Here is a 24,804-nt window from a genome sequence, read left to right on the forward strand (position 1 = left end):
CCCCGCCTTGGCAAGGCGGTGCTCTACCGCTGAGCTATTCCCGCATACAGAACCGATAATTACTATAACATAATTATCAATCTGTCGTCAAGGATGAATTAAGTCCATCCTGACTGCCATATAATAATATCAATTTACACATATAGTGTCAATGGTTTTTCCGTAAAGTTCCTTGAAAATATAGCATACAAGAACATCTTTTACCCGAGAAAGGGGGATATACAATCCCCCTTTAAACCGAATTATTTTTATCCTTTTGTCTACCTTTACCAGCCCCGTCTTCAGCCACGCTAACTTCCGCTTCGATGAATGTTTTCATGTCATTTAGCATATGCATGGATGCATCGATTATGGATAGTCCCATAGTTGATCCTAAGGCTTCATCGATTAGCAGATTATAGTGCAAATAAGGCTTTACCCCTAAGAAACGACATTGTTCCTTATGTATAGGCTCATCATGTATAGGCTCATCATAGACAGCTGATGGGAACACATAGTCCTTAACTAGGGGATCAATGGTAACCGCCGCCAAAATAGCTGCACCAGTTACTACATTATCAAAGACTACAGCCATACGATGGCTAGCAGCCCCCAAGATAAAGGCCGTTAAAAATGCAATATCTAAACCACCCGCCACATGAAGCAAGTTCAATACCGCATCATGGCGCTCGCTTTCAGTCAAAGCAGACCAATCATCAATAGCAATATTAAATCGATCTACAAAAGAATGAATATGAGCAGCACGTTGCTCTACCGTAGGTCCATATTCATTATGAACGAGAATATCCTCATACGCACAACCTGTGATTGTCGCCGTCGTGACAAGAGAGTCTAAAAACGCCCTCTCCCCTACGTTACCAATCGCTACCACTTGTAATCCATCAGCATGTAATCTATCTGCATAGGTAAAGCCGAGCTCAAGAGCACGCTCTAATTCCTCACGAGAAATAGCAGATTCTACGCCAAAGAAATGGGACCCCTTTCGAATCACCTGTTGTTCAATATTTGCTAAATCTGCAGTATCTTGTTCAAGACCTAGATTCACCACATGTACAACGGCATTTAATTTAGCTGCAGCCCCTTGTGTAGCTGTTGTTCCCTCATTAAAACGTTCTATGGCATCATAGCTTTCACTACCATGCTCAGTGTTTTGCGGCCCATCTACCAAGTGATCCGCCGCCACAACGAGCACACCATAGCGTAAATGATTTGGTTTAGGGTTTCTAAGAATCCCTGCAAAACGCTCTGCTATAGTTTCTAACGTAGCAAGGCTATAGATAGGCTTTGTCAAATTATCGATACGTAAGCGGCATGCTTCCATGGATGGTACATGCAATGGTTCTATTTTGAAAGTTCTCATGCCTTACCTCCTGTAAGCGCCAAATACATATGAACCGCAAGATCTAGCATACCCATTTGTATGGATCCACCAGAGGCCTCACCTAAACAAAGGCCTAAATCGACATAGGCTTCAAGGCCTAAATTTTCTAAGGAAGATTTAGCAGCTTTTTCAGCAGATAAATGTGAAGCCATCACATAATCCATTACTTGTGGCACCAACGTTTTAGCTACCAATGCACAGGCCGATGTATTAAATCCATCGATGATAACTAACCCATGATTTGCTGCGGCGCCTAAGATAACGCCCACAATACAAGCAAATTCAAAGCCACCTACAGAGGATAAAATCCCAATGGCATCGTCTTTAGGAATATCCTTATATTTCTCCAGTACGTCATGAACAATGCGTTGCTTTAGTTTAAGTCGTTCATCGGAAATATTCGTTCCTCGTCCCGTCGCCTCTTCCGCTGTAAGTCCTGCAAACTTAGCGGTCATAAGGGCACTAGCTGTCGTATTCGATATGCCCATTTCGCCTACTAAAAATACATTGAAGCCTTCATCAATTTTTTCTTTTACGAGGCGAATACCCGTTTCAATGCCTTCAATCGCTTGTTCACGCGTCATAGCTGGCTCTTCTACGAAGTTTTTCGTACCCATCCCAAGTTTATGAATACGAAGGCCTGGAACCCAACTCATATCCGCATCAATGCCCATGTCGATAACTTCCATTTGAGCACCACAATAATTCGCTAGAGAATTAGCGCCAGCCCCCTTAGGAATCAGGTAATTCTGAGTCATCCCAACGGTCGTTTCCTTTGGATACGCACTGACGCCCATATCGGCCACACCGTGATCGGCAGAGGCAATTATCATGCAAGGCTTTGGTACAGCTAACGTCTCTTGATTAGTAGCTGCCCCATATTGAGCCACCATATTTACAAGACGTCCATATCGTTCCACAGGCGATGCTGTATTCCAGCTATCGATTATATGTCGTTCAATCTCTAGGCTGCGACCTGTAATAGCGCCACAAGTTTCTTGTAACAAACTCATAAAAGCTCCCTTAATCAAATAATATAATTATATTTTAGATATTCTTTCTTTTAGTTATTCTTAATTTGTCCCGTTAAATATGGCAATTTATTGCGAATCTCTCGACTTCGTTCAAGATAACTTTCTAATGCTTGTCCTTCGTCATCTTGTGAAAGTATCGCTTTAACATGTTCAATTTCTAATTCAATTTGTGTAAGACCTTCAATAACATTATGACGATTACCGTAGATAATTTCACGCCACATAGATGGTAATCCCCCAGCCACACGCGTGCAATCGCGGAATCCCCCTGCCGATAGTTTCATGCGCAATTCACCCAATTCATCGCCACCCGAAACTTGTGTTAAAATAGAGGCCAATAAGTGAGGCATATGACTAACCATCGCCAAATATGCATCGTGAGCATAAATATCGACAAACTCGATGCGAGACCCTAAGGCACGACCCATGTCAGCCAATTCTTGAGCCACCTCTTCACTATATACATCGGAGGCCTTATCTTCTAACACGATCCAGCCCATACCTTTGAATAAGTTTTTATGAGATACTTCATAACCACCCTTTTCTGATCCTGCCATAGGATGGACAGATACGAAAACAGTCCCCTTAGGAATCGATTCATAAACGGCTCGTACAAAGTTTTCCTTCGCACTAGATACATCGGTTACGACTTGCCCCGGTCTAAATAGATGAGCCGTTTCAGTAAAAAGCCGTGCATTTGTATCAGGAGGCAAGGAGAACACAACGATATCTGAGTTCTTAATCAATGGTTCAACTTCAGTCCACGCAGCTTTTACCACACCATCTTGAATGGCCGCATCACAGACCTCTTGACGGCGTGCGTAACCTACTACCTCATATTCTGTATATTCCTTTAGAGCCTTTGCCAAGGATCCACCTAATAAACCTAAGCCAATAATACCTACGGTCTTACTCATATAAACCTACTTTCATAAACTATCTAGGAATGTATACGCTCTCATATAATGCTACATATAATTTATCAAGCTAATCCCCTTTTCGTATGCTTTCATAAAAACCTCTGCAATGAATACGATACGATTGCAATGAATATCATACAATGTCCTTATTATATCACGTTATATAACCACATGGGACAAATCGCAGAAAGCAATATACTAAATAGTTTTTCATAAAATAGTACATACAAAAAACGTGCCACCCAAAGGTGACACGTTTCTTTAATCAGCATCCTACCTAATGGGTACGATACTAATATTATTTAAATTGATTGCAAAGACTATCAAATAATGCTTGGTCAGGTTTTACAACATCTTCAGTCAATGGACGAGGATGTGGTCCGCCATTTGCTGCAGCCATTGCTTTTTCAAAGGAAGGTTTAGATGTATTTTGATAGATAAGGCCTGTAACCAAACCATCAGTATCACCCAAAGTTTTAAGCGCTGTTGCACGATCTGTTGGGTCATAACCCTCAGGCAATGCTACTAAATGTTCTTTGAACCAATCATAACTATTGCGTTTATTATATGTAACACATGGGCTAAATACATTGATGAAAGAGAAGCCCTCATGATCCATAGCTTGTTGAATCAAATCAACGAGCTCTTTACGATTCACCATATAGCTTTGCGCTACAAATGTAGCACCTGCTGCAATCGCAGTTTCACAAACGGACAATGGAGACTCAAACGCACCATGAGGAGTTGTTTTTGTAACAAAACCGATGTCAGAACGAGGGGATGCTTGACCTTTAGTCAAACCATATACATGGTTATCCATTACTACGTATGTCATATTTACATTACGTTTAAAAGCATGAATGGTGTGACCCATACCGATAGCAAAGGCATCACCGTCACCGGAAAATGCAATAACTTCTAGGTCTTGGTTAGCAAGCTTAACGCCTTGCGCATAAGGAAGCGCACGGCCATGAGTTGTATGCGCGCCATAAGCGTAGAAATAGCCACCGATACGGCTAGAACAACCAATACCGGAAATTACGGCTAATTTTTCTGGTGGAATATTTTTCGCTACTACAGCATCAGTAATCGCCGCTTGAACCCCATAATGGCCACAGCCTGGACACCAGTTAGGACGAATATCATTTCTGTAATCTTTAGCTGTTGTCATATTATAGGACCTCCTTAATCGCATTTTTCACATAACTTTTTGTGAATGGATTACCATCGTATTTCAAGCAGCTAGAAATCTTATGTTTCTTATGCATGTTGATTTTAAATAAGTTAGCCAATTGACCAGTTTTATTGTGTTCTACAATAACTACTTTTTTCGCCGCATCAAAGAACGGTTGTAATTGCTTTGCTGGGAATGGTTTAATTAAGCGCAATTGTAAATGGTTAACTTTAACACCTTCTTGATCGAATTCAGCAACAGCTTCTTCGATAGCACCACGACTAGAAGCCATACCTACAACGAGTACATCCGCTTCGTCGTATTTAGCATTGTTCAAGAATGGTTCATAATTGTCAGCTACAGTTTCCAATTTACGGAAACGTTTATCAGTTTGCGCTACGTGCATTGTAGGCGCTTCTGCTGGTTTACCTTCTTCATTATGCTCTAAACCTGTGGAAAGGAATAGACCATTTTTCATACCTGGAATTGTACGAGGGGAAATGCCATCTTCAGTCAATTCAAAGCGTTTGAAGTAGTTAGGTTGTACCAATTCAGGAAGCTCAGCTTCTTTCATCATTTTACCTCGATTAATAGGTACGCGGTTCAAATCGAAAGAAGGAACGGATTGTTTATTCAAACCTTGTTGTAAGTCAGGCATAAAGATAACTGGACATTGGTATATTTCTGCCAAGTTGAAAGCTTTTTGAATTTCATAGAAACATTCTTCAATAGATGTTGGAGAAATTACAATACCAGAGTAGTCACCATGTGCATTGTAGCAAGCTGCATCAATATCGGATTGTTCAACTTTTGTAGCCATACCAGTGGATGGGCCAGAACGTTGAACGTCAATAACAACCATTGGCAATTCAGCCATGGAAGCCATAGACAAGGATTCTGCCATCAAGGAAAGGCCTGGACCAGAAGTACATGTAAAGCCACGAACACCTGCGTATACACCACCCATAGCCGTCATACATGCTGCGATCTCGTCTTCTGTTTGAACAACAGTTGAGCCCAACTTATCCATAGTTTTAATCATGTATTCCATAACTTCGGATGCTGGCGTAATAGGATAAGACGCCATAAAACGAGAGCCCGCAGCAATAGCACCAAGAGCACATGCTTCGTTACCTAATAAGAACATTTGATCTTTCTTACCAGGCGCTGGCAATGTATCGATTTCAACATCGCCTAATTTTTCCATTACAAGGCTATGACCATCATCGAAAGCAGCCAAGTTTTTATCAATAATCTCTTGGGATTTCTTTGCAAATTTCTCAGTAATAGCATCTTTAAACATCTTAGTATCAAAGCCAAGAAGCGCTACGGACATCCCAAGTGCTACGATATTACGCATCAACAAGGAGCCTTGTTTCATTGCTGTTTCAGAGATAGGCAAAGATAAGCAATTAATCTTTGTACCTTCAAATTTAGAAAAGTCTGGATTAACTTTGCTATCACAGATGATATATCCACCATCACGTACTTCGGAACCGTGCATATCAACGGTTTCTTGATCAAGGGAAAGCAAGAAGTCTACCCCTTCACCAATGGACATAATTTGTTCCAATGCTACGCGCAATGCGAATGTAGTATGACCACCTTTGATGCGAGATGCAAATAAACGTTGGCTATACAAAGAGTAGCCTTCTTTAGCAAGGATTGTGGCCATAATTTCGCCGCAACTCTCGATACCTTCACCTTGTTGGCCGCCCATTTTCCAGATAAAATCTTTACGTTTTTGCAAGAGATTCACCCTCCTTAGGATAAAAATTACACTGCTGACAAGAGTCTACCTTACTATGTTAATGTTTTATAGTACGAACCTGTCTTATATCGCCATTGTATCATGTATATTTTAGGTTTACAATGTATCATTTCACATAATAATAGGTATAAATTAAGGCATTATAACTAAAAATTATAAGAAAAAAAGGATACTACTTTTGAAGTAGTATCCTTTTAGTATTTATGCTCAACGTTTTATACTTTCACATCAAAAAAAGAGTCTATATAAAATTATATAGAATATTTATTCTCAAATCATCTAAAATATTTATTCCGTAATACCTCTTGTTGTCGCTCTTCAGTGAAGAATATTTCTTCTAAACATAAGCCTTGAGCAGGTGCAGTTTTCCCTATAGCACGCCGGTCTTTAGCGGCTAAATATCCTTTAATATCCTCAACCTTGCGACGACCAAGACCTATATCTACAAGTAAGCCTGCAATATTGCGGACCATATGATATAAAAAACCATCACCAATCACAGAAATCGTCACCTGTGAACCTCGGGCCTCAACACGAATTCCCATAATTGTCTTTACAGGATCTGCAGGAGTTGAGTTTGTTCCCTTTAGGGTTGTAAAGTCATGTGTACCTACTAGTTCATTACCTGCAGCCTGCATACGAGCAATATTTAGAGGCTTTTTCACATGCCAATGATATCGCTGCGTCAAAGGATCTGCAATGAGCTGATTATGAATCGTATATACATACTCTTTACCGTATATATTCCATCGTGGCTTCCAATCTAGCGGAATTTCTACCGCTTCTAGAACGACTATATCCTTAGGAATATGAGCTATCATGGCGCGAGGAATATTTTCTACTGGTATAGTCCCCGACGTTTGAAATGTACAAACTTGAAATTTAGCATGCACCCCTGCATCCGTACGAGAGGCACCATAAATTTGAATGGGTTCATTACAAATACGTGATAAACCATATTCCAAACACCCTTGTACCGTTAACCCCTTATCATTAGGTTGCTTTTGATAACCTGCTAAATCTGTACCATCATAAGCCACTATGATCCGTATGTTTCTCATAGACCTAACCACCACAATGCGATAAGTACAATAGTTACCAAAATAACAGCGCCAACACCAATATAATCGACATAGGTAACTTGTAATTCTTTCATACGTGTACGATTGACGCCACCTCTATAGCAACGCGCCTCCATAGCGATAGCTAATTCATCGGCCCGTCGAAACGCACTAATAAATAATGGCACTAAAAGAGGCACCATATTTTTAGCCCGTTGAATGATAGAGCCTGTCACAAAGTCTGCACCACGGGCAGATTGTGCTTTCATAATACGATCCGTCTCGTCCAATAAAGTAGGGATGAAACGCAACGCAATAGTCATCATCATAGCCAGCTCATGAGCAGGAACACCAATGCGACGGAATGGATTGAGCAAGTGCTCGATACCATCAGTCAAACGAATTGGTGATGTGGTATAGGTCAACAAAGAGGAGAACAAGATTAAGAAGATTAAGCGTGCCGCCATTTGAAGGCCCATTGCCATGCCATGGTCGGTAATATTGATAATCCCCCATTGAAAAATTGGATTGCCTGGTGTCGTAAAAATATGAATCCCCATAGTAAATACGATGATAATCCAAAGCGGTTTAATAGCAGACCACATCAGACGTAACGGCAAACGTGATAACAGCATTGCAAAGATAGTAAACCCACCTACAATGCCATAAGCCAATGGAGAATTAGCCAAGAAGATAGCCACTACGAAGATGGTAGTAGCAATAATCTTTGCGCGCGGATCCATGCGATGCAAGAATGAATTTCCTGGGAAGTATTGACCAATAGTAATGTTATTTAGCATGGTTACCTCCTTCGAGAATTGCTTGCACCGCATCATCTACAGATAGTACACGATTAGACACATCAAGACCTTGCTCGCGCAAATATTCCATGGTAACGGACACTGGCGGTACATCTACACCGACAGCCTGTAACTCATCACGATGATTATTAAAGATGTCCATCGGTTCACCATCGAGAACGATACGCCCTTTATCAAGTACTACAAGACGAGAAGCCATGCGAGAAATATCTTCCATATTGTGAGATACAAGAATTACAGTGATCCCCTTTTCTTTATGAAGTCGAATGATTTCTTCAAAGATTTCTTCCCGTCCAAATGGATCAAGACCAGCAGATGGTTCATCGAGCACGAGAAAATCTGGATCCATAGCCACTACGCCAGCAATAGCCACGCGGCGCATTTGACCACCAGATAAATGGAATGGAGAACGTTCTGCATATGTGTCATAATCGAGCCCTACGAACTTCATCGCATCTCGCACACGCTCGTCTACGTCATCAGCACTAAGCCCTAAATTTTTAGGACCAAAGGCGATATCTTGAGCGATGGTTTCTTCAAACAATTGATGCTCTGGATACTGGAATACCATCCCCACCTTATGACGCATTTTTTTAGCTTCCTCTGTGGAGGCGCTAATATCTACACCATTGACAGTAACTGTACCAGTTGTAGGATGTAATAGCCCATTTAGATGTTGTACAAAGGTGGATTTACCGGAACCAGTATGACCGATAACACCTAGAAACTCCCCATTTTCAATGGTAAGTGATACACCACGAAGCGCAGTCTTTTCAAAAGGGGTACCCATGCCGTAGGTATATGTAATATTATCTAACACAATCGCCATTAATGGGTTCCCTCCCCTCTTGGAGCATCTGTTGAGTGTATAGCGGATAATTGTTTACCTAACTTTGAGCCTTTAAGGCCCTTTGCTAACTCTTCATTATTAATGATACTCTTACCCACTTCATAACCTTTAGCATTCAATTTGAAAGCAATCTCAGAGGCTACCGGTACATCGAGGCCCAGACCTTTTAAGGTATCTACATGGCTAAAAATTTCACGAGGCGTACCATCATGTAATTTCACACCATTTTTCATAACCACAACGCGGTCTGCCGTAACAGCTTCCTCCATGAAGTGCGTAATATATACAATCGTAATGCCCTCTTCCTTATTGAGTTTGTGAACCGTTTCAAGCACTTCCCGGCGACCTTTTGGATCGAGCATCGCTGTTGGTTCATCAAGAACGATGCAATCAGGCTTCATCGCTAATACACCTGCGATAGCAATACGTTGTTTTTGTCCGCCCGATAATAAATGGGGACCATGTTCTCTATATTCAGTCATATTAACAGCGGCTAACGCTGCATCGACACGTTGTCTAATTTCTGCACTAGGAATACCTAAGTTTTCTGGACCAAAGGCAACGTCCTCCTCTACAACGGCCGCTACGATTTGGTTATCAGGATTTTGGAATACCATTCCTACATGTTGGCGAATATTCCAAATATGCGCTTCATCCCGCGTATCAAAGCCACATACATTGATATGACCTTCACTAGGTTGTAATAACACATTAAAATGCTTGGCAAGCGTACTTTTACCACTGCCATTAGTGCCAATGATACAAACAAATTCACCACGCTTAATGGATAGATTCACATCATCCAAGGCACGTACATCATTGCCGTTTTCATCAGTATAAATATGACTCATATGATTGACCTCAATCATAATGTCTTGTTCATTCATGGATAACCTCATATCTTTCTAGTCAATTTCGTTTCTATGAAAGTAGAACCATTTGCATCATCTATCATACTCATGTTGTGCATAATCCCCATATTTCAATTTATCCTATTTAATAGAACTTGAATTTAATAATGTCTTAGATATTATGCAAAAGGTTGACAATACATATTCATCCTTTACGATAACTGCTAACATATTACGATATTATACTAGTCGATTGTACCATAAAATTGACAATAAAAAAACGGTGCTGCAACATAAGTTACAACACCGTATGAGTTTGATTAAACTAACTCGATAATAGCCAAAGGTGCAGCGTCACCTTTGCGAAGACCAGTTTTGATTACACGAGTGTAACCACCTTGACGGTCTGCATATTTTGGAGCAATTGTATCAAACAATTTTTTTACTACACTTTCATCCATGAGGTATGCAAGAACTTGGCGACGTGCATGAAGATCACCACGTTTAGCCAAAGTTACCATTTGATCAGCTAAAGAACGAAGTTCTTTCGCTTTAGCTTCAGTCGTTTCAATACGCTCATATTGGAAGAAAGATGTTAACATGCTACGGAACAACGCTTTACGAGCGGAGCTGTCGCGGCCTAATTTTCTGTACATTCGTCTTCCTCCTTATTCGCCTTTTTGTTTAAGTTGAAAACCACCTGGATGATTATTGAGTTTTTCCTCAATTTCATCGATAGATTTTTTACCTAAGTTGCGAACTTTTCCTAAGTCATCAATGGTTTTGTCTAGCAAGTCTGCAATTGTATTAATGCCAGCACGTTTCAAGCAGTTATACGCACGAACAGAGAGTTCCAACTCATCGATGGAAATCTTTGCTGGGCCGTCATCTACAGCTGGTTCTTCATTATCGGAACCTACTGGATCTATAACGATACCGCCTTCACCAGTGTTTACATCTACAACATCTGCAGAATGCGCTAATTTAGTGAAGTTCCCTAAATAACCAATCATAATGGCAGCAGATTTTGCCACTGCATCAGCAGCAGTAATGGAGCCATCAGTCCAAACTTCTAATGTAAGTTTGTCGAAGTCCATTTCATTGCCTACACGAACATCACTCACTTCGTATTTAGCACGAAGAATTGGAGAGAAGATGGAATCGATTGGAATACAACCAATAACATCAGTATCTTTTTTATTCTTCGTTGAAGGAACATAGCCTTTACCTCGTTCGATTACTACGTCCATTACGAGATGAGCTGTCTCATCCATTGTCGCAATCACGAGTTCAGGATTCAATACTTCTACCTCTGGTGGGAATTGTTCAGCTAAATCAGCAGCTGTCAATATTCCATCCTTTTGGAAGTCAAAATGAACTTCCAAAGGTAATTGTGCTTCTTCTTCAACTTTGATGCACAATTGCTTTAAGTTAAGGATGATATCCGTAACGTCTTCGCGAATACCAGGAATAGTAGAGAATTCATGAAGAACTCCATCAATTTTGATAGAGGTGATAGCTGCCCCATCCAAGGATGAAAGCAAAATTCTGCGTAAGCTATTACCGAGAGTGATACCATAACCACGATCTAATGGTTCACATACGAACTTACCATAACGACCGCCATCGGCGATGTCCACTTTCTCGATTTTAAGTTTCTTTTCTTCGCTCATCAGGAACATCCTCCTATATAACACACGTTCATAGTTAATTATAGCACCGTATCATATCGGTCGCTATAAATTATACACGACGGCGTTTTGGAGGGCGACAACCATTGTGAGGAATTGGAGTTACGTCTTTAATGGAAGTAACTTCAAGACCTGCAGCTTGTAAAGCACGGATTGCAGCTTCACGGCCGGATCCAGGACCTTTTACGAATACTTCAACAGTGCGAAGGCCATGTTCCATTGCAGCTTTAGCAGCTTGTTCAGCAGCCATTTGAGCAGCAAATGGAGTGGATTTACGAGAACCACGGAAGCCCAAGCCACCAGCGGAAGCCCAAGACAACGCATTACCGTTTGTATCTGTCAAAGTTACGATAGTGTTATTGAATGTAGAACGAATATGAGCCGCACCGGATTCAATATGTTTCTTTTCTTTTCTTTTAGTTCTAACAACTTTTTTAGCCACGCTTTATCCCTCCTTTATCTTATTTCTTTTTACCAGCAATTGCTTTTCTAGGACCTTTGCGAGTACGTGCATTCGTTTTAGTACGTTGACCACGAAGTGGTAAACCCATACGATGACGTTTGCCTCGATAGGAGTTGATTTCAATTAAGCGTTTAATGTTAAGAGCTTCTTCACGACGAAGGTCACCTTCTACTTTGTAATCAGCATCTAACAATTCACGGATTTTCGCTACTTCATCTTCAGAAAGATCGCGAACGCGTGTGTCAGGATTGATGCCAGTTTTAGCAATAATTTCAGATGCTAAAGTCGGACCAATACCATAAATATAAGTTAAACCAATTTCCACTCGTTTATCACGAGGTAAATCTACACCGGCGATACGTGCCATCTAATCATCCACCTCCTATCAGATTATCCTTGTTTTTGTTTATGTTTTGGATTTTCGCAAATAACCATTACACGGCCTTTGCGTTTAATGATTTTACATTTTTCGCATATCTTTTTAACTGATGGTTGAACCTTCATTAGTACCTCCTTTGTGGACCCTATGCTTATTTAAAGCGATAGGTGATGCGACCACGATTTAAGTCATACGGTGTCAGTTCCATAGTAACTTTATCACCAGGAAGAATACGGATAAAATTCATACGCATTTTACCTGACACATGAGCCAATACGATATGACCATTTTCCAATTCAACTTGGAACATGGCATTCGGTAATGCCTCAACGACCGTACCTTCCACCTCAATAACGTCTTCTTTTGACATATCTTTTCCTCCGGTTACCTGTTTATTTAATTAACCGCGGTTCTTCCCGCATAGTTAATATTTCAGGGCCGTTTTCTGTAACAACCACTGTATGTTCGAAATGAGCAGCAGGTTTACCATCTACTGTAACTGCTGTCCAGTCATCCCCTAATACACGAACACGGTGAGTACCTAATGTAATCATCGGTTCAATACACAATACCATACCTGGTTTCATAAGAGGTCCTTGATCAGGACTACCATAGTTTGGTATTTGCGGATCTTCATGCATTTCGCGGCCTAAACCATGACCTACGAAGTCGCGTACGACACCGTAACCATGTTTCTCACAATACGTTTGAACAGCGTGACCGATAGCACCAATACGGTTACCGACTTTCACTTGTTCAATTCCCTTGAACAGACTTTCCTCTGTAACTTTTAACAATTTCATCACATCGGGTTTGACGTGACCGATAGGAATCGTCACAGCCGAATCGCCGTGATATCCATCAATAGATGATACGAGATCAATACTGAGGACATCGCCGTTTTTAAGCTTACGCTTAGCGCTCGGAATACCATGAACGACTTCTTCGTTAATAGAAGCACAGATTGTAGCGGGGAATCCATAGTACCCTTTACAACTTGGTATACCACCGTGGCTGCGAATATATTCTTCGGCAATTGTATCTAACTCAAGCGTCGTGATGCCAGGTTTAGCCTTTTTTACTAACAAGGACAACGTGTCTGCTGTAAGCTTACTTGCCTTGCGGATACATTCAATCTCATGGGGCGATTTTAAAATAATCATAGATTATTTCTCCAACGCCTTAATGATGTCAGCAAATACTGCGTCTACATCTTGTAAACCATTAATTTCTTGATATAATCCGCTATTGCGATAGTAATCAATTAACGGTTTAGTAGATTCTTCGTACACAGCTAGACGTTTCTGTACTGTTTCAGGGTTATCATCAGCACGATTTTCTAGAACAGCTCGTTCGCTAATACGTTTAACCAATTCCTCGGAAGGAACGTTTAAGTTAAGTACAGCGTCCAAAGAAATTCCTAATTCTTTAAGGATTGCATCCAAGGATACAGCTTGCGCTGTAGTTCTTGGAAATCCATCAAGAATAAATCCAGATTTGCAGTCATCTTTCACCAAGCGATCACGTACGATACCAACAGTTACACTGTCTGGTACCAATTGACCAGCATCGATGTATTTCTTAGCCTCAACTCCAAGAGGTGTTTCGTTCTTAATCGCAGCGCGGAACATATCACCTGTTGAAATTTGGGGAATACCGTATTTTTCAATAAGTCGAGCTGCCTGAGTGCCTTTACCTGCACCAGGAGGTCCCATTAATAAAATATACATATCGTTTCCCTCCTATTTCACAAAGCCTTTATAGTGGCGTGTTACCATGAGCGACTCAATTTGTTGCATTGTATCAAGTGCTACACCTACAACGATAAGAAGAGCCGTACCACCAAAGTATACGCCTTGGACGCCGGTTATACTACCGAGGAAATTCGGTATAATAGCAACGACAGCTAAGAATACAGCGCCAGCCAAAGTGATCTTGGTCATCACGTTATCCACATAATCAGCAGTTGGTTTACCCGCACGAATACCTGGGATAAAACCACCGTATTTTTTCATATTATCTGCCATATCTGTAATGTTGATAGAGATTGCAGTATAGAAATACGTAAAGATAAAGATCAATATCGCATACAATGCCGTTTGTAACGGCGTCCCCCATGTAAATAAATCAGCAGCTTTATGAACAAATTCATTGTCAATAAATTGTGCAATTGTTACAGGGAACATCAACACAGATGACGCAAAGATAATTGGGATTACACCTGCCTGATTGACTTTCAACGGCAAGAATGTAGAGTGACCACCGTACATTTTACGCCCTACTACGCGTTTTGCGTATTGGATAGGAATGCGACGTTGGCCTTGTGTAACTGCCACTACGACAGCGATCATCGCAAGTGCAATTACAGCAAATAAGAATGCTTGGAACATGTTAATGGTTCCGTTTTGGATATATTGATAAATAGTTTCGAGACCATCTGGCAATCGAGCTACGATACCAGCAAAGATGATCAAGGAAATACCATTACCTATACCATATGCTGTGATTTGCTCACCAATCCACATCAACAAACATGTGCCTGCTGTGAGGATGATGGCCACAACGAATACGCTAAGGAAATCATTATTTACCAAAGCGTTGTTTGCTCTAAGAGCAAATGCCATACCAGCGGCTTGTACAAAGCCAAGGACTACGGTGCCATAACGAGTTACCTTCGCTATTTTCTTACGCCCGTCTTCACCATCTTTACTCCATGCTTCAAACTGAGGAACTACAGACTGAAGCAGTTGCATGATGATGGAAGCATTAATGTAAGGGGTAATACTCATCGCAAAGATAGAGAACTTACTTAGCGCACCACCAGCAAACAAGTCTAATAGACCAAATAGGTTACCGGATGTAAACAAGGATTCGATAACAGATGCATCTACACCTGGTACTGGGATGTGAATGCCGGCTCTAAACACAGCAAACATCATCAATGTGTACAAAATCTTGTTACGTAACTCAGTAATCTTAAAGATGTTCGAGAGGCTATCTAGCACCCTAGATCACCTCAACTTTTCCGCCTGCTGCTGTGATTTTTTCTTCAGCAGCTTTAGTGAAGCCATTAGCGATAACAGTCAAGTTTTTAGTTTCCAATGTGCCGTTACCTAAAATACGAATACCATCGCGTACATTTTTCAAAATGCCAGCTTCAATAAGAGCTACTGGATCAACTGTTGCACCATCTTCAAAGCGATTTAATTGTGCTACGTTAACTTCAGCATATTGTTTAGCAAAAACGCTGTTGTTGAAACCGCGTTTTGGTAAACGACGATAAAGAGGCATTTGGCCGCCTTCAAAACCGGAGCGAACGCCACCGCCAGAACGGGAGTTTTGACCTTTTTGACCACGACCAGATGTTTTACCCAAGCCAGAACCTAAACCACGGCCTACACGAGTACGAGTTTTTTTAGAACCAGCTGCTGGTTGTAATTCATGAAGTTTCATTCAGTGCACCTCCTTATCAGTATTAAACTTCTTCAACTTTTACTAAATGTCTAACTTTATGAAGCATACCTTCGATTTGAGGTGTTACTTCTTTTACGACTTGAGAATTAGTTTTTTTCAAACCCAAAGCTTTAACTGTCGCGCGTTGATCTTCAGGACGACCGATTAAGCTTCTTGTTAATGTTACTTTAACTTGTGCCATTTCTTGTCTCCTTATTACGCGTTATAGATTTCTTCAACGGTTTTACCACGAAGCTCAGCAACTTCGCTAGCGCGTTTCAAATCTTTCAAACCTTCGATTGTAGCGCGAACCATATTGTTAGGGTTAGAAGAGCCCAAAGATTTAGTCAAGATGTTACGAACACCTACTAATTCCAATACGGCACGAACAGGGCCACCAGCGATAACGCCAGTACCTTCAGCAGCTGGTTTCAAGAATACGCGGCCTGCACCGAATACGCCTGTTACGCTGTGAGGGATTGTACCATTTTTAATAGCTACGTTTACAATATTTTTCTTAGCATCATCGATACCTTTGCGAATTGCTTCTGGTACTTCCGCTGCTTTACCTAAGCCAACGCCTACATAACCGTTGCCATCACCAACAACTACAAGAGCGCTGAAGGAAAAACGACGACCGCCTTTAACTACTTTGGCTACGCGGTTGATGAATACTACTCTTTCTTTAAGATCAAGACTGGTGTAGTCAATTCTCGCCATGTCTATAGTTCCTCCTTCTTAGAATTTTAAGCCTGCTTCACGAGCACCTTCTGCAAGGGCTGCTACGCGGCCGTGGTAAATGTAACCACCACGGTCAAACACTACAGTGTCAATGCCTTTAGCGATAGCTTTTTTAGCAACTGCTTCACCAACAGCTTTAGCAGCAGCTACGTTACCACCATAGGATAAGTTCAAATCTTTATCTAAAGAGCTAGCAGCAACCAAAGTTGTACCTGCTACGTCATCGATTACTTGTGCGTAAATGTTGCTCAAAGAACGGTAAACGTTCAAACGTGGGCAAGTTGCCGTACCAGAGATGTGACGGCGAATACGAAGATGACGTTTTGCTCGAGCGATATTTCTACTAGATTTACGAGGCAAGATATTCACTCCTTTCATTCATATAGATGATATTACTATTTACCTTTTGCACCAGCTTTACCAGCTTTGCGACGAACAACTTCGCCTTCATAGCGGATACCTTTACCTTTGTAAGGTTCAGGTTTTCTCCATTTACGGATATCAGCTGCTACTGCACCTACAACTTCTTTGTCTGCACCAGACACAACGATTTTGTTAGGAGCTGGAACGTCGATTGTAATACCAGCTGGAGCTTCCATTTCTACTGGATGAGAGAAGCCAAGTGTAAGAGCTAATTTATTGCCTTGTTTAGCCGCTCTGTAACCAACACCGTTGATTTCAAGAGTTTTTGTAAATCCTTCAGATACGCCTGTTACCATATTAGCAACAAGAGCGCGAGTCAAACCGTGAAGGGAACGATGATCTTTATCGTCGGAAGGACGAGTTACTGTGATTGTGTTACCTTCTACAGTGATATTCATATCTGGATGCAAATCGCGAGATAATTCACCTTTAGGGCCTTTTACGTTCATATGATGGTTATCATATGTAACAGTAACGCCTGCAGGGATCTCGATAGGCATTCTACCGATACGTGACATTATTTCTACCTCCTATTGCTACTATTACCAAACGTATGCGATTACTTCGCCACCAAGACCTTCTTTACGAGCTTGTTTGTCGCTCATAACGCCTTTGGACGTAGAAATAACTGCGATACCCAAACCACCAAGTACACGAGGAAGTTCTTCCTTTTTCGCGTAAACACGTAAACCTGGTTTGGAAATACGTTTAATTCCTGTAATAACTTTCTCGTTATTGGAACCATATTTCAAAGTTACTTTTAAAGTGTTTTCTTCTTTTTCAACGTTCTTTACAAAGCCTTCTTGTAAAAGGATGTCAAGAACGGCTGCTTTCATTCTAGATGCAGGAATGTTTACCGTTTCATGAAGTGCAGCGTTTGCATTACGGATGCGCGTAAGCATATCCGCGATAGGATCGGTCATTACCATAATCTAAAAACCTCCTCTCGTCTAATATTACCAGCTGGCTTTTTTAACACCAGGAATTTGTCCTTTGTACGCCAATTCACGGAACGCAATACGGCTGATACCGAATTTACGCATATAGCCGTGAGGACGACCAGTTAAGTTGCAACGGTTGTGCAAGCGTGTTGGGGATGCATTTGCTGGTAATTTGGATAAGCCTTCATAATCACCTGCCGCTTTTAACGCTTCACGTTTAGCTGCATATTTTTCAACGATTTTAGCGCGTTTCTTTTCGCGTTCAATCATAGATTTTTTAGCCATCTATATGTTCCTCCTATTATTTTTCAAAAGGCATACCGAATTGAGTCAACAATTCACGAGCTTCTTCATCTGTCTTAGCACTTGTTACGATAATGATGTCCATACCAGTAACACGTTCTACCTGATCATATTCGATTTCAGGGAAGATGAGCTGTTCTTTAAGACCCAAAGCGTAGTTACCACGGCCATCGAATGCAGTAGCGCTGATACCGCGGAAGTCACGTACACGAGGTAATGCCGCATTGATCAATCTATCAAGGAATTCATACATGCGTTCGCCACGAAGAGTAACTTTTGTACCCAACGCCATGCCTTCACGAACTTTGAAGTTCGCAATGGATTTTTTAGCTTTTGTGATGACAGGTTTTTGACCAGCAATAATAGTCAAGTCATTAACTGCTGCTTCCAATGCTTTTGCATTGCCTACTGCATCACCTACGCCGATGTTGATAACGATTTTTTCCAATTTAGGAATTTCCATTACATTGCCGTATTGGAATTTTTCTTGCATACTCTTTTTAATTTCAGAGTTGTATTGTTCAAACAAACGAGACATTTATGTAGCTCCTCCTTTCCTGATTATTTAAGTACTGTACCGGATTTAACAGTAGCGCGAACGAATTTACCGTCCTTGCCTTCTACCTTTTTGATACGAGTAGCTGTTTTAGTTTCTGGGTCAACAACCATTACGTTAGAAACATGAATGCCAGCTTCTTTAGTAACGATGCCGCCTTGTGGGTTAGCTTGGGAAGGTTTTGTGTGACGTTTTACAGTGTTAACGCCTTCAACAAATACGCGTTCTTTTTTAGGTTCAGTTGCGATAACTGTACCTTGCTTACCTTTATCTTTACCGGAGATAACAACAACTGTATCGCCTTTTTTGATTTGTAGCTTAGCCATATGCTGCGTTCCTCCTTCTTATAATACTTCTGGAGCCAAAGAAACAATTTTCATGAAATCTTTTTCACGAAGTTCTCTAGCTACAGGTCCAAAGATGCGAGTACCACGAGGGGTCTTGTCATCTTTAATAACTACTGCTGCGTTTTCATCGAAACGAATATAGGAACCGTCTTGGCGGCGGATACCTTTTTTAGAACGAACAATAACGGCTTTAACTACGTCGCCTTTCTTGACAACGCCACCGGGTGATGCATCTTTTACAGAAGCAACGATTACGTCACCGATATTGCCGAATTTGCGATAAGAACCGCCCATGACTTGGATGCACATAATACGTTTAGCACCAGTGTTGTCGGCAACATTCAAAATTGTTTGTTGCTGGATCATCGTCTATTCCTCCTTACATCACTCTTATTTTTGTCTTTCAAGAATTTCAACAACTCTCCAACATTTATCTTTAGAAAGTGGACGAGTTTCTACAATTTTAACTGTATCGCCAATTTGACACTCATTATTTTCATCATGAGCTTTGAAGCGTTTTGTGCTAACCATTGGCTTGTTATATAATGCGTGAGGTACTTTACGTTCAACAGCAACAACAACAGTTTTGTCCATTTTGTCGCTAACAACTTTACCTACGCGGACTTTACGTACGTTTCTTTCTTCTGCCACGATTTTAAGCCTCCTTTTCAAACTTTAACAAATCTGTTATTATGCGTTTTCAGATTTAAGTTCAACTTCACGTTGTACAGTTTTAATACGAGCGATTGTCTTCTTAACTTCACGAATGCGCATAGGATTTTCTAATTGACCTGTTGCAAGCTGAAAACGGAGGTTAAATAACTCTTCCTTAAGACCGGAAACTTTTTGTTCCATTTCGGCAGCGCTCATATTGCGAATGTCATTAACCTTCATTTACGTCACCACCCAATTCTTTACCCTTAACAACAAATTTGCATTTGATTGGAAGTTTATGGCTTGCAAGACGCATAGCTTCACGAGCTGTAGCTTCTGGCACACCGTCCATTTCAAACATTACACGACCTGGTTTAACCACTGCTACCCAGTATTCAGGAGAACCTTTACCGGAACCCATACGAGTACCAGCTGGTTTAGCTGTGATTGGTTTGTCAGGGAAAATTTTAATCCATACTTTACCACCACGTTTGATATAACGAGTCATAGCAATACGGGCAGCTTCGATTTGACGGTTAGTGATCCAAGATGGTTCGCATGCTACCAAGCCGAACTCACCATGAGACACTGTATTACCGCGCATAGCACGACCTTTCATACGGCCGCGGAATTGCTTACGATGTTTTACGCGCTTTGGAATAAGCATTACTTGCCACCTTCTTCCTTCTTAGCAGGTGCTTGTTTTGCTTCTGGCAAAACTTCACCTTTGTAAATCCATACTTTAATGCCGATACAACCATATGTTGTATGAGCTTCAGCAGTACCGTAGTCGATGTCTGCACGAAGTGTATGCAAAGGAATAGAACCTTCACGGTAGGATTCGCTACGAGCGATTTCAGCGCCGCCAAGACGACCGCTTACCATGATTTTAATACCTTTTGCACCTAAGCGCATTGTACGACCTACAGCTTGTTTCATTGCACGGCGGAAGCCGATACGACGTTCCAATTGGCCCGCAATGTTTTCAGCAACTAATGTTGCATCCATATCTGCTTGTTTAATTTCTGCAATGTTAACGTCCACTTGTTTATCAGTAAAACGAGTCATTGCTTTTTTGATATCTTCGATACCAGCACCACCACGACCGATAACCATACCTGGTTTCGCAGTGTGGATAGTCAATTTAATACGTTTATTTGTACGCTCGATTTCAATGCGGGAAATACCAGCAATGAAAAGGGTTTCTTTCAAGAAGTTACGAATTTTTACGTCTTCATGAAGATTAGCAGCGAAATCTTTATCTGCATACCATTTTGCGTCCCAATCTTTTACGATACCGACACGCAAACCGTGTGGATTAACTTTTTGACCCACTCTGTTTCCCTCCTTCTTAAGCTCTTTCTTTAACTACTACTGTTACGTGGCTAGTACGTTTCAAAATTTTGAAAGCTTGACCACGGGAACGAGGATGAATGCGTTTTAATGTAGGGCCTTGATCAACGAAGATCTCGGATACGTAAAGATTGTCAACATTCATATCGAAATTATGTTCAGCGTTTGCGATTGCAGAACGCATAACTTTTTCTACTACATCAGCGCCAACTTTCGGAGTGAACTTCAAGATGGCAAATGCTTCGCCGATGTTTTTACCGCGCACTAAATCTGCAACGATACGGATTTTACGAGGCGCGATTCGGATATGTCTAGCGATTGCTTTTGCTTCCATGTATTATTTCCTCCTATTTTTTGCCTGTAGATTTTTCGTCCTTACCATGACCTCTATAAGTACGTGTAGGAGCGAACTCACCTAATTTATGACCTACCATATCTTCTGTAATGAATACAGGTACATGTTTGCGACCATCATGCACAGCAATTGTGTGGCCTACAAAACTTGGGATAATAGTAGAGGCACGGGACCAGGTTTTTACAACTTTCTTTTCGTTAGTTTCGTTTAAAGCTTCAACTTTCTTAAGCAAATGATCTGCTACGAAAGGGCCTTTTTTAATAGATCTGGACACTATTTTATCTCCTTTCCTTTATCCTATTTTGTACGACGTTTAATGATTAAGCTGTTAGAAGCTTTTTTCTTGTCGCGAGTTTTAACACCATGTGCTGGTTTGCCCCAAGGTGTAACAGGATGTTTACGACCAACAGGAGATTTACCTTCACCACCACCATGTGGATGGTCACAAGGGTTCATTACAACACCACGGTTGCCAGGGCGAACACCCATCCAACGATGACGACCAGCTTTACCAATTACAAGGTTGCTGTGGTCAGCGTTACCAACAACACCAATTGTTGCACGGCACTCTTGACGAACACGGCGCATTTCACCAGATGGTAAACGAAGAATAGCGTAGCCATTATCTTTACCCATCAATTGAGCAGATGTACCAGCGGAACGAACGATTTGACCACCTTTACCGATTTTCAATTCGATATTGTGGATTTGTGTACCGTCTGGAATATTAGCCAATGGTAAGCAGTTACCAGGTTTAATATCGGACTCAGGACCGGAGAATACAACGTCACCAACTTTTAGACCGTTAGGAGCTAAAATGTAGCGTTTTTCACCATCAGCGTAGTTAAGCAAAGCGATACGAGAAGAACGGTTAGGATCATACTCGATTGTTGCTACTTTAGCTGGAATATTATCTTTAGTACGTTTGAAGTCAATAATACGGTATTGACGTTTGTGACCGCCACCTTGGTGACGAACTGTCATTTTACCAGTATTGTTACGACCACCTTTTTGAGAAATCTTAGCGAGCAAGGATTTTTCTGGTTTGCTTGCTGTGATTTCGTCGAAGGCGGATACTGTCATAAACCGGCGACCAGCGGAGTACGGTTTAAATGATTTAATTGCCATTAGTGGGCCTCCTTACAACTAGACTCTTAGACACCTTCAAAGAATTCAATGGATTCGCCAGCTTTTAAGGTTACGATAGCTTTTTTATAATCGCTACGTTTACCTTGTGTACGACCCATGCGTTTAGTCTTACCTAAAACACGAATAGTAGCTACTTTTTCTACTTTTACATTGAAGATTTTTTCAACTGCTTGACGGATTTGCACTTTATTTGCAGTCAAAGGCACACGGAAAGTGTATTTGCCTTCTTCCATAAGCATAGTGGATTTTTCGGTAATAACCGGGCGGATTAGTACATCATGTAATTGCATTATCCGAGCACCTCCTCGATTTTTGCGACAGCGCCTTTAGTAATGAAGAGCTTATCGTAATGAAGAAGATCGAAAATGTTCATACCTTCGCAAGCCAAAGCTTTAACACCTTGGATATTACGAGCGGAACGTTCAACATTTACATCACCTTCAGTGATGAACAATACTTTTGCATCACCAACGTTGAAGCTGTTAATAATGTTCAACACTTCTTTTGTTTTAGGAGCTGCTAATGTGATTTCTTCCAAAACGTATAATTCGCTATTATTCACTTTATCGCTAAGAGCAGATTTAACTGCTAAACGTCTAGCCTTACGAGGCATAGCTTTGTAATAGCTGCGAGGTTGTGGACCAAATGTAGTACCACCACCGATCCAGATTGGGGAACGGCTGGAGCCTGCACGAGCACGGCCAGTACCTTTTTGTTTCCAAGGTTTGCGGCCACCGCCACGAACCATACCTCTAGTTTTTGTTGCATGTGTGCCGAGACGTTCGTTAGACAATTGACGAACTACGGCTTGATGCATTACGGCTTCGTTAACTTCAACGCCGAATACTGCATCGTTTAACTGTATTTCACCGACTTTAACGCCGGATTGATTATATGTTGCTACTGTAGGCATTACATAATCCTCCTTTCGACAAATGATTATTTAACAGGTTTAACCGTGTTGCGAACCATAACCAAGCTACCTTTAGCGCCTGGGATACCACCTTTAACCAATAAAAGGTTACGTTCAGCATCAACTTTCACAACGGATAAGCGTTGTACGGTAACTCTGTAACCACCCATTTGTCCAGGGAGTTTTTTACCTTTGTATACCTTACCGCCGCCACCGGAGATCATAGGACCGATGGAACCAGGTTCACGGTGAGATTTAGAACCATGAGTTTCAGGACCACGGGAGAAGTTATGGCGTTTAATTGTGCCAGCAAAACCCTTACCTTTACCTGTACCCACTACGTCCACCAATTCACCTTCTGCGAAGATATCAGCTGCCAGAGTTTGGCCCACTGTGTAGTCAGCTGCATTAGCTACGCGAACTTCGCGAAGATATTTTACTGGAGCTACGCCAGCTTTGTCGAACTGACCTTTTACAGGTTTTGTTAAATGTTTTTCTTTAATGGAACCGTAACCAATTTGTACTGCTTCGTAGCCGTCTGTTTCTACAGTCTTTACGCGCACTACAACGCTTGGGGTAGTTTCCACTACTGTTACAGGAACTAATTGGCCTTCAGCTGTGAAGACTTGTGTCATTCCTAATTTTTTACCCAAAATAGCTTTAGACATTATCGCACCTCCTTATAGTTTTATTTCAATAGATACACCAGCTGGTAAATCTAAACGAGTGATAGCATCTACTGTTTTCGAATTTGGTTCAAGAATATCGATTAAGCGTTTATGTGTACGCATTTCGAATTGTTCACGAGAATCTTTGTTTACGTGTACAGAACGAAGAATTGTGAAGATATTCTTTTCTGTTGGCAATGGAATCGGACCAGATACCATAGCGCCATTTCTTTTTGCAGTGTCTACGATCTTAGCAGCGCTTTGATCGAGAGCTTTGTGGTCGTATGCCTTAAGGCGAATACGGATTTTTTGCTGTTTAGCCATTATTAATAATTCCTCCTGTCGTCCATTTCGTGAATGGGCTGCTCCATAGAAATTCTCCTCCGCAGAGGCAACCTTCTACTTCATAGTTTAAAAACACAACACGAGAGCGGCATTATCTGCCGCTCCGAGTGCTGCATGTATTGTGTGCTCAACGCATTCTACGATGAGCATAAAAGGTTAAATTAACCTTCGATTTCTGTTACTACGCCAGCGCCTACTGTATGGCCA

39 protein-coding genes are annotated in these 24,804 nt (G+C 41.2%); all 39 read right to left on the reverse strand.

All coding sequences use genetic code 11. The features are described 5' to 3' along the window. Positions 1-232: 232 nt before the first annotated feature. Complete coding sequence (locus DWV85_RS08980; protein WP_123138557.1) at positions 233-1,360, reverse strand: nicotinate-nucleotide--dimethylbenzimidazole phosphoribosyltransferase; 1,128 nt, start codon at positions 1,358-1,360, stop codon at positions 233-235. Continuing rightward, on the reverse strand, positions 1,357-2,394 hold the full coding sequence (locus tag DWV85_RS08985) for a nicotinate-nucleotide--dimethylbenzimidazole phosphoribosyltransferase (RefSeq protein ID WP_004698100.1): 1,038 nt from the start codon (positions 2,392-2,394) through the stop codon (positions 1,357-1,359). The genes DWV85_RS08980 and DWV85_RS08985 overlap by 4 nt, the downstream gene beginning before the upstream one ends. 50 nt (positions 2,395-2,444) lie before the next feature. Then, on the reverse strand, positions 2,445-3,332 hold the full coding sequence (locus DWV85_RS08990) for a prephenate dehydrogenase/arogenate dehydrogenase family protein (protein WP_123138558.1): 888 nt from the start codon (positions 3,330-3,332) through the stop codon (positions 2,445-2,447). Positions 3,333-3,633: 301 nt separating this feature from the next. Continuing rightward, on the reverse strand, positions 3,634-4,506 hold the full coding sequence (locus tag DWV85_RS08995) for a 2-oxoacid:ferredoxin oxidoreductase subunit beta (RefSeq protein ID WP_008602530.1): 873 nt from the start codon (positions 4,504-4,506) through the stop codon (positions 3,634-3,636). Between the two features lies 1 nt (position 4,507). Further along, positions 4,508-6,259, reverse strand: coding sequence for a 2-oxoacid:acceptor oxidoreductase subunit alpha (locus tag DWV85_RS09000; RefSeq protein WP_123138559.1), 1,752 nt, complete (start codon positions 6,257-6,259; stop codon positions 4,508-4,510). A gap of 296 nt (positions 6,260-6,555) precedes the next feature. After that, positions 6,556-7,341, reverse strand: coding sequence for a tRNA pseudouridine(38-40) synthase TruA (gene truA / locus DWV85_RS09005; protein ID WP_021148510.1), 786 nt, complete (start codon positions 7,339-7,341; stop codon positions 6,556-6,558). After that, positions 7,338-8,141, reverse strand: a complete 804-nt coding sequence (locus DWV85_RS09010) for an energy-coupling factor transporter transmembrane component T (RefSeq protein WP_123138560.1) — start codon at positions 8,139-8,141, stop codon at positions 7,338-7,340. The genes truA and DWV85_RS09010 overlap by 4 nt, the downstream gene beginning before the upstream one ends. After that, the gene (locus DWV85_RS09015; protein ID WP_123138561.1) at positions 8,131-8,991 is read right to left on the reverse strand and encodes an energy-coupling factor transporter ATPase; all 861 of its coding nucleotides are present in this window, start codon (positions 8,989-8,991) and stop codon (positions 8,131-8,133) included. Before DWV85_RS09015 ends, DWV85_RS09010 begins: the two co-directional genes overlap by 11 nt. Next, entirely contained in the window at positions 8,991-9,899 is a 909-nt protein-coding gene (locus tag DWV85_RS09020) for an energy-coupling factor transporter ATPase (RefSeq protein WP_004695158.1), read from the reverse strand. Before DWV85_RS09020 ends, DWV85_RS09015 begins: the two co-directional genes overlap by 1 nt. A 284-nt stretch (positions 9,900-10,183) precedes the next feature. Beyond that, on the reverse strand, positions 10,184-10,519 hold the full coding sequence (gene rplQ / locus DWV85_RS09025) for a 50S ribosomal protein L17 (protein ID WP_004695155.1): 336 nt from the start codon (positions 10,517-10,519) through the stop codon (positions 10,184-10,186). Between the two features lie 12 nt (positions 10,520-10,531). Next, positions 10,532-11,536, reverse strand: a complete 1,005-nt coding sequence (locus DWV85_RS09030) for a DNA-directed RNA polymerase subunit alpha (RefSeq protein ID WP_004695153.1) — start codon at positions 11,534-11,536, stop codon at positions 10,532-10,534. 70 nt (positions 11,537-11,606) lie between these two features. Further along, complete coding sequence (gene rpsK, locus DWV85_RS09035) at positions 11,607-11,996, reverse strand: 30S ribosomal protein S11 (protein WP_004695151.1); 390 nt, start codon at positions 11,994-11,996, stop codon at positions 11,607-11,609. Positions 11,997-12,015: 19 nt separating this feature from the next. Then, on the reverse strand, positions 12,016-12,384 hold the full coding sequence (rpsM, locus tag DWV85_RS09040; RefSeq protein WP_004695149.1) for a 30S ribosomal protein S13: 369 nt from the start codon (positions 12,382-12,384) through the stop codon (positions 12,016-12,018). A 23-nt stretch (positions 12,385-12,407) separates the two neighbouring features. Continuing rightward, a complete protein-coding gene (rpmJ, locus tag DWV85_RS09045; RefSeq protein ID WP_004695148.1) occupies positions 12,408-12,521 on the reverse strand; it encodes a 50S ribosomal protein L36 in 114 nt (37 codons plus the stop codon). A gap of 26 nt (positions 12,522-12,547) precedes the next feature. Then, positions 12,548-12,766: a translation initiation factor IF-1 gene (infA, locus tag DWV85_RS09050; protein WP_004695147.1), complete on the reverse strand. Its 219-nt coding sequence runs from the start codon at positions 12,764-12,766 to the stop codon at positions 12,548-12,550. Positions 12,767-12,788: 22 nt separating this feature from the next. Beyond that, a complete protein-coding gene (gene map / locus DWV85_RS09055) occupies positions 12,789-13,559 on the reverse strand; it encodes a type I methionyl aminopeptidase (RefSeq protein WP_004695146.1) in 771 nt (256 codons plus the stop codon). 3 nt (positions 13,560-13,562) lie between these two features. Further along, complete coding sequence (locus DWV85_RS09060; protein ID WP_004695145.1) at positions 13,563-14,126, reverse strand: adenylate kinase; 564 nt, start codon at positions 14,124-14,126, stop codon at positions 13,563-13,565. Between the two features lie 12 nt (positions 14,127-14,138). Beyond that, positions 14,139-15,401, reverse strand: coding sequence for a preprotein translocase subunit SecY (gene secY, locus DWV85_RS09065; protein ID WP_004695143.1), 1,263 nt, complete (start codon positions 15,399-15,401; stop codon positions 14,139-14,141). A gap of 1 nt (position 15,402) precedes the next feature. After that, positions 15,403-15,849, reverse strand: coding sequence for a 50S ribosomal protein L15 (rplO, locus tag DWV85_RS09070; RefSeq protein ID WP_004695141.1), 447 nt, complete (start codon positions 15,847-15,849; stop codon positions 15,403-15,405). A 22-nt stretch (positions 15,850-15,871) separates the two neighbouring features. Then, complete coding sequence (gene rpmD, locus DWV85_RS09075) at positions 15,872-16,051, reverse strand: 50S ribosomal protein L30 (protein WP_004695138.1); 180 nt, start codon at positions 16,049-16,051, stop codon at positions 15,872-15,874. Between the two features lie 14 nt (positions 16,052-16,065). Then, on the reverse strand, positions 16,066-16,569 hold the full coding sequence (gene rpsE, locus DWV85_RS09080; RefSeq protein ID WP_004695136.1) for a 30S ribosomal protein S5: 504 nt from the start codon (positions 16,567-16,569) through the stop codon (positions 16,066-16,068). Positions 16,570-16,587: 18 nt separating this feature from the next. Beyond that, on the reverse strand, positions 16,588-16,968 hold the full coding sequence (gene rplR / locus DWV85_RS09085) for a 50S ribosomal protein L18 (RefSeq protein WP_005385510.1): 381 nt from the start codon (positions 16,966-16,968) through the stop codon (positions 16,588-16,590). Positions 16,969-16,985: 17 nt separating this feature from the next. Further along, on the reverse strand, positions 16,986-17,531 hold the full coding sequence (gene rplF / locus DWV85_RS09090; protein ID WP_060919232.1) for a 50S ribosomal protein L6: 546 nt from the start codon (positions 17,529-17,531) through the stop codon (positions 16,986-16,988). Between the two features lie 24 nt (positions 17,532-17,555). Next, positions 17,556-17,942 (reverse strand): 30S ribosomal protein S8, encoded by a 387-nt coding sequence (gene rpsH / locus DWV85_RS09095; RefSeq protein WP_004695128.1) that lies wholly within the window; start codon positions 17,940-17,942, stop codon positions 17,556-17,558. 27 nt (positions 17,943-17,969) lie between these two features. Further along, positions 17,970-18,239, reverse strand: coding sequence for a 30S ribosomal protein S14 (rpsN, locus tag DWV85_RS09100; protein ID WP_004695122.1), 270 nt, complete (start codon positions 18,237-18,239; stop codon positions 17,970-17,972). A gap of 16 nt (positions 18,240-18,255) precedes the next feature. Continuing rightward, on the reverse strand, positions 18,256-18,795 hold the full coding sequence (gene rplE, locus DWV85_RS09105) for a 50S ribosomal protein L5 (RefSeq protein ID WP_004695119.1): 540 nt from the start codon (positions 18,793-18,795) through the stop codon (positions 18,256-18,258). Between the two features lie 23 nt (positions 18,796-18,818). Then, a complete protein-coding gene (gene rplX, locus DWV85_RS09110; protein WP_004695118.1) occupies positions 18,819-19,139 on the reverse strand; it encodes a 50S ribosomal protein L24 in 321 nt (106 codons plus the stop codon). An 18-nt stretch (positions 19,140-19,157) separates the two neighbouring features. Then, positions 19,158-19,526, reverse strand: a complete 369-nt coding sequence (gene rplN / locus DWV85_RS09115) for a 50S ribosomal protein L14 (protein ID WP_004695117.1) — start codon at positions 19,524-19,526, stop codon at positions 19,158-19,160. Between the two features lie 24 nt (positions 19,527-19,550). Then, entirely contained in the window at positions 19,551-19,811 is a 261-nt protein-coding gene (rpsQ, locus tag DWV85_RS09120) for a 30S ribosomal protein S17 (RefSeq protein ID WP_004695116.1), read from the reverse strand. Between the two features lie 39 nt (positions 19,812-19,850). Beyond that, positions 19,851-20,054 (reverse strand): 50S ribosomal protein L29, encoded by a 204-nt coding sequence (gene rpmC, locus DWV85_RS09125; RefSeq protein WP_004695115.1) that lies wholly within the window; start codon positions 20,052-20,054, stop codon positions 19,851-19,853. Then, positions 20,044-20,481: a 50S ribosomal protein L16 gene (rplP, locus tag DWV85_RS09130; protein WP_004695114.1), complete on the reverse strand. Its 438-nt coding sequence runs from the start codon at positions 20,479-20,481 to the stop codon at positions 20,044-20,046. Before rplP ends, rpmC begins: the two co-directional genes overlap by 11 nt. Further along, the gene (rpsC, locus tag DWV85_RS09135; RefSeq protein WP_004695113.1) at positions 20,481-21,149 is read right to left on the reverse strand and encodes a 30S ribosomal protein S3; all 669 of its coding nucleotides are present in this window, start codon (positions 21,147-21,149) and stop codon (positions 20,481-20,483) included. The genes rplP and rpsC overlap by 1 nt, the downstream gene beginning before the upstream one ends. Before the next feature lie 16 nt (positions 21,150-21,165). Further along, positions 21,166-21,501 (reverse strand): 50S ribosomal protein L22, encoded by a 336-nt coding sequence (gene rplV / locus DWV85_RS09140; protein WP_004695112.1) that lies wholly within the window; start codon positions 21,499-21,501, stop codon positions 21,166-21,168. 13 nt (positions 21,502-21,514) lie between these two features. After that, complete coding sequence (rpsS, locus tag DWV85_RS09145) at positions 21,515-21,796, reverse strand: 30S ribosomal protein S19 (protein WP_004695110.1); 282 nt, start codon at positions 21,794-21,796, stop codon at positions 21,515-21,517. Positions 21,797-21,819: 23 nt separating this feature from the next. Then, entirely contained in the window at positions 21,820-22,650 is an 831-nt protein-coding gene (gene rplB, locus DWV85_RS09150) for a 50S ribosomal protein L2 (RefSeq protein ID WP_004695109.1), read from the reverse strand. A 26-nt stretch (positions 22,651-22,676) separates the two neighbouring features. After that, positions 22,677-22,961, reverse strand: a complete 285-nt coding sequence (gene rplW / locus DWV85_RS09155) for a 50S ribosomal protein L23 (RefSeq protein WP_004695108.1) — start codon at positions 22,959-22,961, stop codon at positions 22,677-22,679. Then, positions 22,961-23,584, reverse strand: coding sequence for a 50S ribosomal protein L4 (rplD, locus tag DWV85_RS09160; RefSeq protein ID WP_004695105.1), 624 nt, complete (start codon positions 23,582-23,584; stop codon positions 22,961-22,963). Before rplD ends, rplW begins: the two co-directional genes overlap by 1 nt. A gap of 26 nt (positions 23,585-23,610) precedes the next feature. After that, entirely contained in the window at positions 23,611-24,252 is a 642-nt protein-coding gene (gene rplC / locus DWV85_RS09165) for a 50S ribosomal protein L3 (RefSeq protein WP_004695102.1), read from the reverse strand. A gap of 12 nt (positions 24,253-24,264) precedes the next feature. Beyond that, positions 24,265-24,576 carry a 30S ribosomal protein S10 gene (rpsJ, locus tag DWV85_RS09170; protein ID WP_004695100.1) on the reverse strand — a complete coding sequence of 104 codons (312 nt, stop codon included), beginning with the start codon at positions 24,574-24,576 and terminating at the stop codon, positions 24,265-24,267. Positions 24,577-24,804: the final 228 nt, after the last annotated feature.

The organism is Veillonella sp. AF13-2 (genome assembly GCF_003603295.1).
GTDB lineage: Bacteria > Bacillota > Negativicutes > Veillonellales > Veillonellaceae > Veillonella > Veillonella parvula_E.

What these genes read in the sequence shown, in the direction of transcription:
- DWV85_RS08980 (WP_123138557.1), bottom strand. Translation starts at nt 1,360, where the DNA reads ATGAGAACTTTCAAAATAGAACCATTGCATGTACCATCCATGGAAGCA.
- DWV85_RS08985 (WP_004698100.1), bottom strand. Translation starts at nt 2,394, where the DNA reads ATGAGTTTGTTACAAGAAACTTGTGGCGCTATTACAGGTCGCAGCCTA.
- DWV85_RS08990 (WP_123138558.1), bottom strand. Translation starts at nt 3,332, where the DNA reads ATGAGTAAGACCGTAGGTATTATTGGCTTAGGTTTATTAGGTGGATCC.
- DWV85_RS08995 (WP_008602530.1), bottom strand. Translation starts at nt 4,506, where the DNA reads ATGACAACAGCTAAAGATTACAGAAATGATATTCGTCCTAACTGGTGT.
- truA (WP_021148510.1), bottom strand. Translation starts at nt 7,341, where the DNA reads ATGAGAAACATACGGATCATAGTGGCTTATGATGGTACAGATTTAGCA.
- DWV85_RS09010 (WP_123138560.1), bottom strand. Translation starts at nt 8,141, where the DNA reads ATGCTAAATAACATTACTATTGGTCAATACTTCCCAGGAAATTCATTC.
- DWV85_RS09015 (WP_123138561.1), bottom strand. Translation starts at nt 8,991, where the DNA reads ATGGCGATTGTGTTAGATAATATTACATATACCTACGGCATGGGTACC.
- DWV85_RS09020 (WP_004695158.1), bottom strand. Translation starts at nt 9,899, where the DNA reads ATGAATGAACAAGACATTATGATTGAGGTCAATCATATGAGTCATATT.
- rplQ (WP_004695155.1), bottom strand. Translation starts at nt 10,519, where the DNA reads ATGTACAGAAAATTAGGCCGCGACAGCTCCGCTCGTAAAGCGTTGTTC.
- DWV85_RS09030 (WP_004695153.1), bottom strand. Translation starts at nt 11,536, where the DNA reads ATGAGCGAAGAAAAGAAACTTAAAATCGAGAAAGTGGACATCGCCGAT.
- rpsM (WP_004695149.1), bottom strand. Translation starts at nt 12,384, where the DNA reads ATGGCACGTATCGCCGGTGTAGATTTACCTCGTGATAAACGAGTGGAA.
- rpmJ (WP_004695148.1), bottom strand. Translation starts at nt 12,521, where the DNA reads ATGAAGGTTCAACCATCAGTTAAAAAGATATGCGAAAAATGTAAAATC.
- infA (WP_004695147.1), bottom strand. Translation starts at nt 12,766, where the DNA reads ATGTCAAAAGAAGACGTTATTGAGGTGGAAGGTACGGTCGTTGAGGCA.
- map (WP_004695146.1), bottom strand. Translation starts at nt 13,559, where the DNA reads ATGATTATTTTAAAATCGCCCCATGAGATTGAATGTATCCGCAAGGCA.
- DWV85_RS09060 (WP_004695145.1), bottom strand. Translation starts at nt 14,126, where the DNA reads ATGTATATTTTATTAATGGGACCTCCTGGTGCAGGTAAAGGCACTCAG.
- rplO (WP_004695141.1), bottom strand. Translation starts at nt 15,849, where the DNA reads ATGAAACTTCATGAATTACAACCAGCAGCTGGTTCTAAAAAAACTCGT.
- rpmD (WP_004695138.1), bottom strand. Translation starts at nt 16,051, where the DNA reads ATGGCACAAGTTAAAGTAACATTAACAAGAAGCTTAATCGGTCGTCCT.
- rpsE (WP_004695136.1), bottom strand. Translation starts at nt 16,569, where the DNA reads ATGGCGAGAATTGACTACACCAGTCTTGATCTTAAAGAAAGAGTAGTA.
- rplR (WP_005385510.1), bottom strand. Translation starts at nt 16,968, where the DNA reads ATGAAAGGAGTGAATATCTTGCCTCGTAAATCTAGTAGAAATATCGCT.
- rplF (WP_060919232.1), bottom strand. Translation starts at nt 17,531, where the DNA reads ATGTCACGTATCGGTAGAATGCCTATCGAGATCCCTGCAGGCGTTACT.
- rpsH (WP_004695128.1), bottom strand. Translation starts at nt 17,942, where the DNA reads ATGGTAATGACCGATCCTATCGCGGATATGCTTACGCGCATCCGTAAT.
- rpsN (WP_004695122.1), bottom strand. Translation starts at nt 18,239, where the DNA reads ATGGCTAAAAAATCTATGATTGAACGCGAAAAGAAACGCGCTAAAATC.
- rplE (WP_004695119.1), bottom strand. Translation starts at nt 18,795, where the DNA reads ATGTCTCGTTTGTTTGAACAATACAACTCTGAAATTAAAAAGAGTATG.
- rplX (WP_004695118.1), bottom strand. Translation starts at nt 19,139, where the DNA reads ATGGCTAAGCTACAAATCAAAAAAGGCGATACAGTTGTTGTTATCTCC.
- rplN (WP_004695117.1), bottom strand. Translation starts at nt 19,526, where the DNA reads ATGATCCAGCAACAAACAATTTTGAATGTTGCCGACAACACTGGTGCT.
- rpmC (WP_004695115.1), bottom strand. Translation starts at nt 20,054, where the DNA reads ATGAAGGTTAATGACATTCGCAATATGAGCGCTGCCGAAATGGAACAA.
- rplP (WP_004695114.1), bottom strand. Translation starts at nt 20,481, where the DNA reads ATGCTTATTCCAAAGCGCGTAAAACATCGTAAGCAATTCCGCGGCCGT.
- rplV (WP_004695112.1), bottom strand. Translation starts at nt 21,501, where the DNA reads ATGGAAGCAAAAGCAATCGCTAGACATATCCGAATCGCGCCTCGTAAA.
- rplB (WP_004695109.1), bottom strand. Translation starts at nt 22,650, where the DNA reads ATGGCAATTAAATCATTTAAACCGTACTCCGCTGGTCGCCGGTTTATG.
- rplW (WP_004695108.1), bottom strand. Translation starts at nt 22,961, where the DNA reads ATGCAATTACATGATGTACTAATCCGCCCGGTTATTACCGAAAAATCC.
- rplD (WP_004695105.1), bottom strand. Translation starts at nt 23,584, where the DNA reads ATGCCTACAGTAGCAACATATAATCAATCCGGCGTTAAAGTCGGTGAA.
- rplC (WP_004695102.1), bottom strand. Translation starts at nt 24,252, where the DNA reads ATGTCTAAAGCTATTTTGGGTAAAAAATTAGGAATGACACAAGTCTTC.
- rpsJ (WP_004695100.1), bottom strand. Translation starts at nt 24,576, where the DNA reads ATGGCTAAACAGCAAAAAATCCGTATTCGCCTTAAGGCATACGACCAC.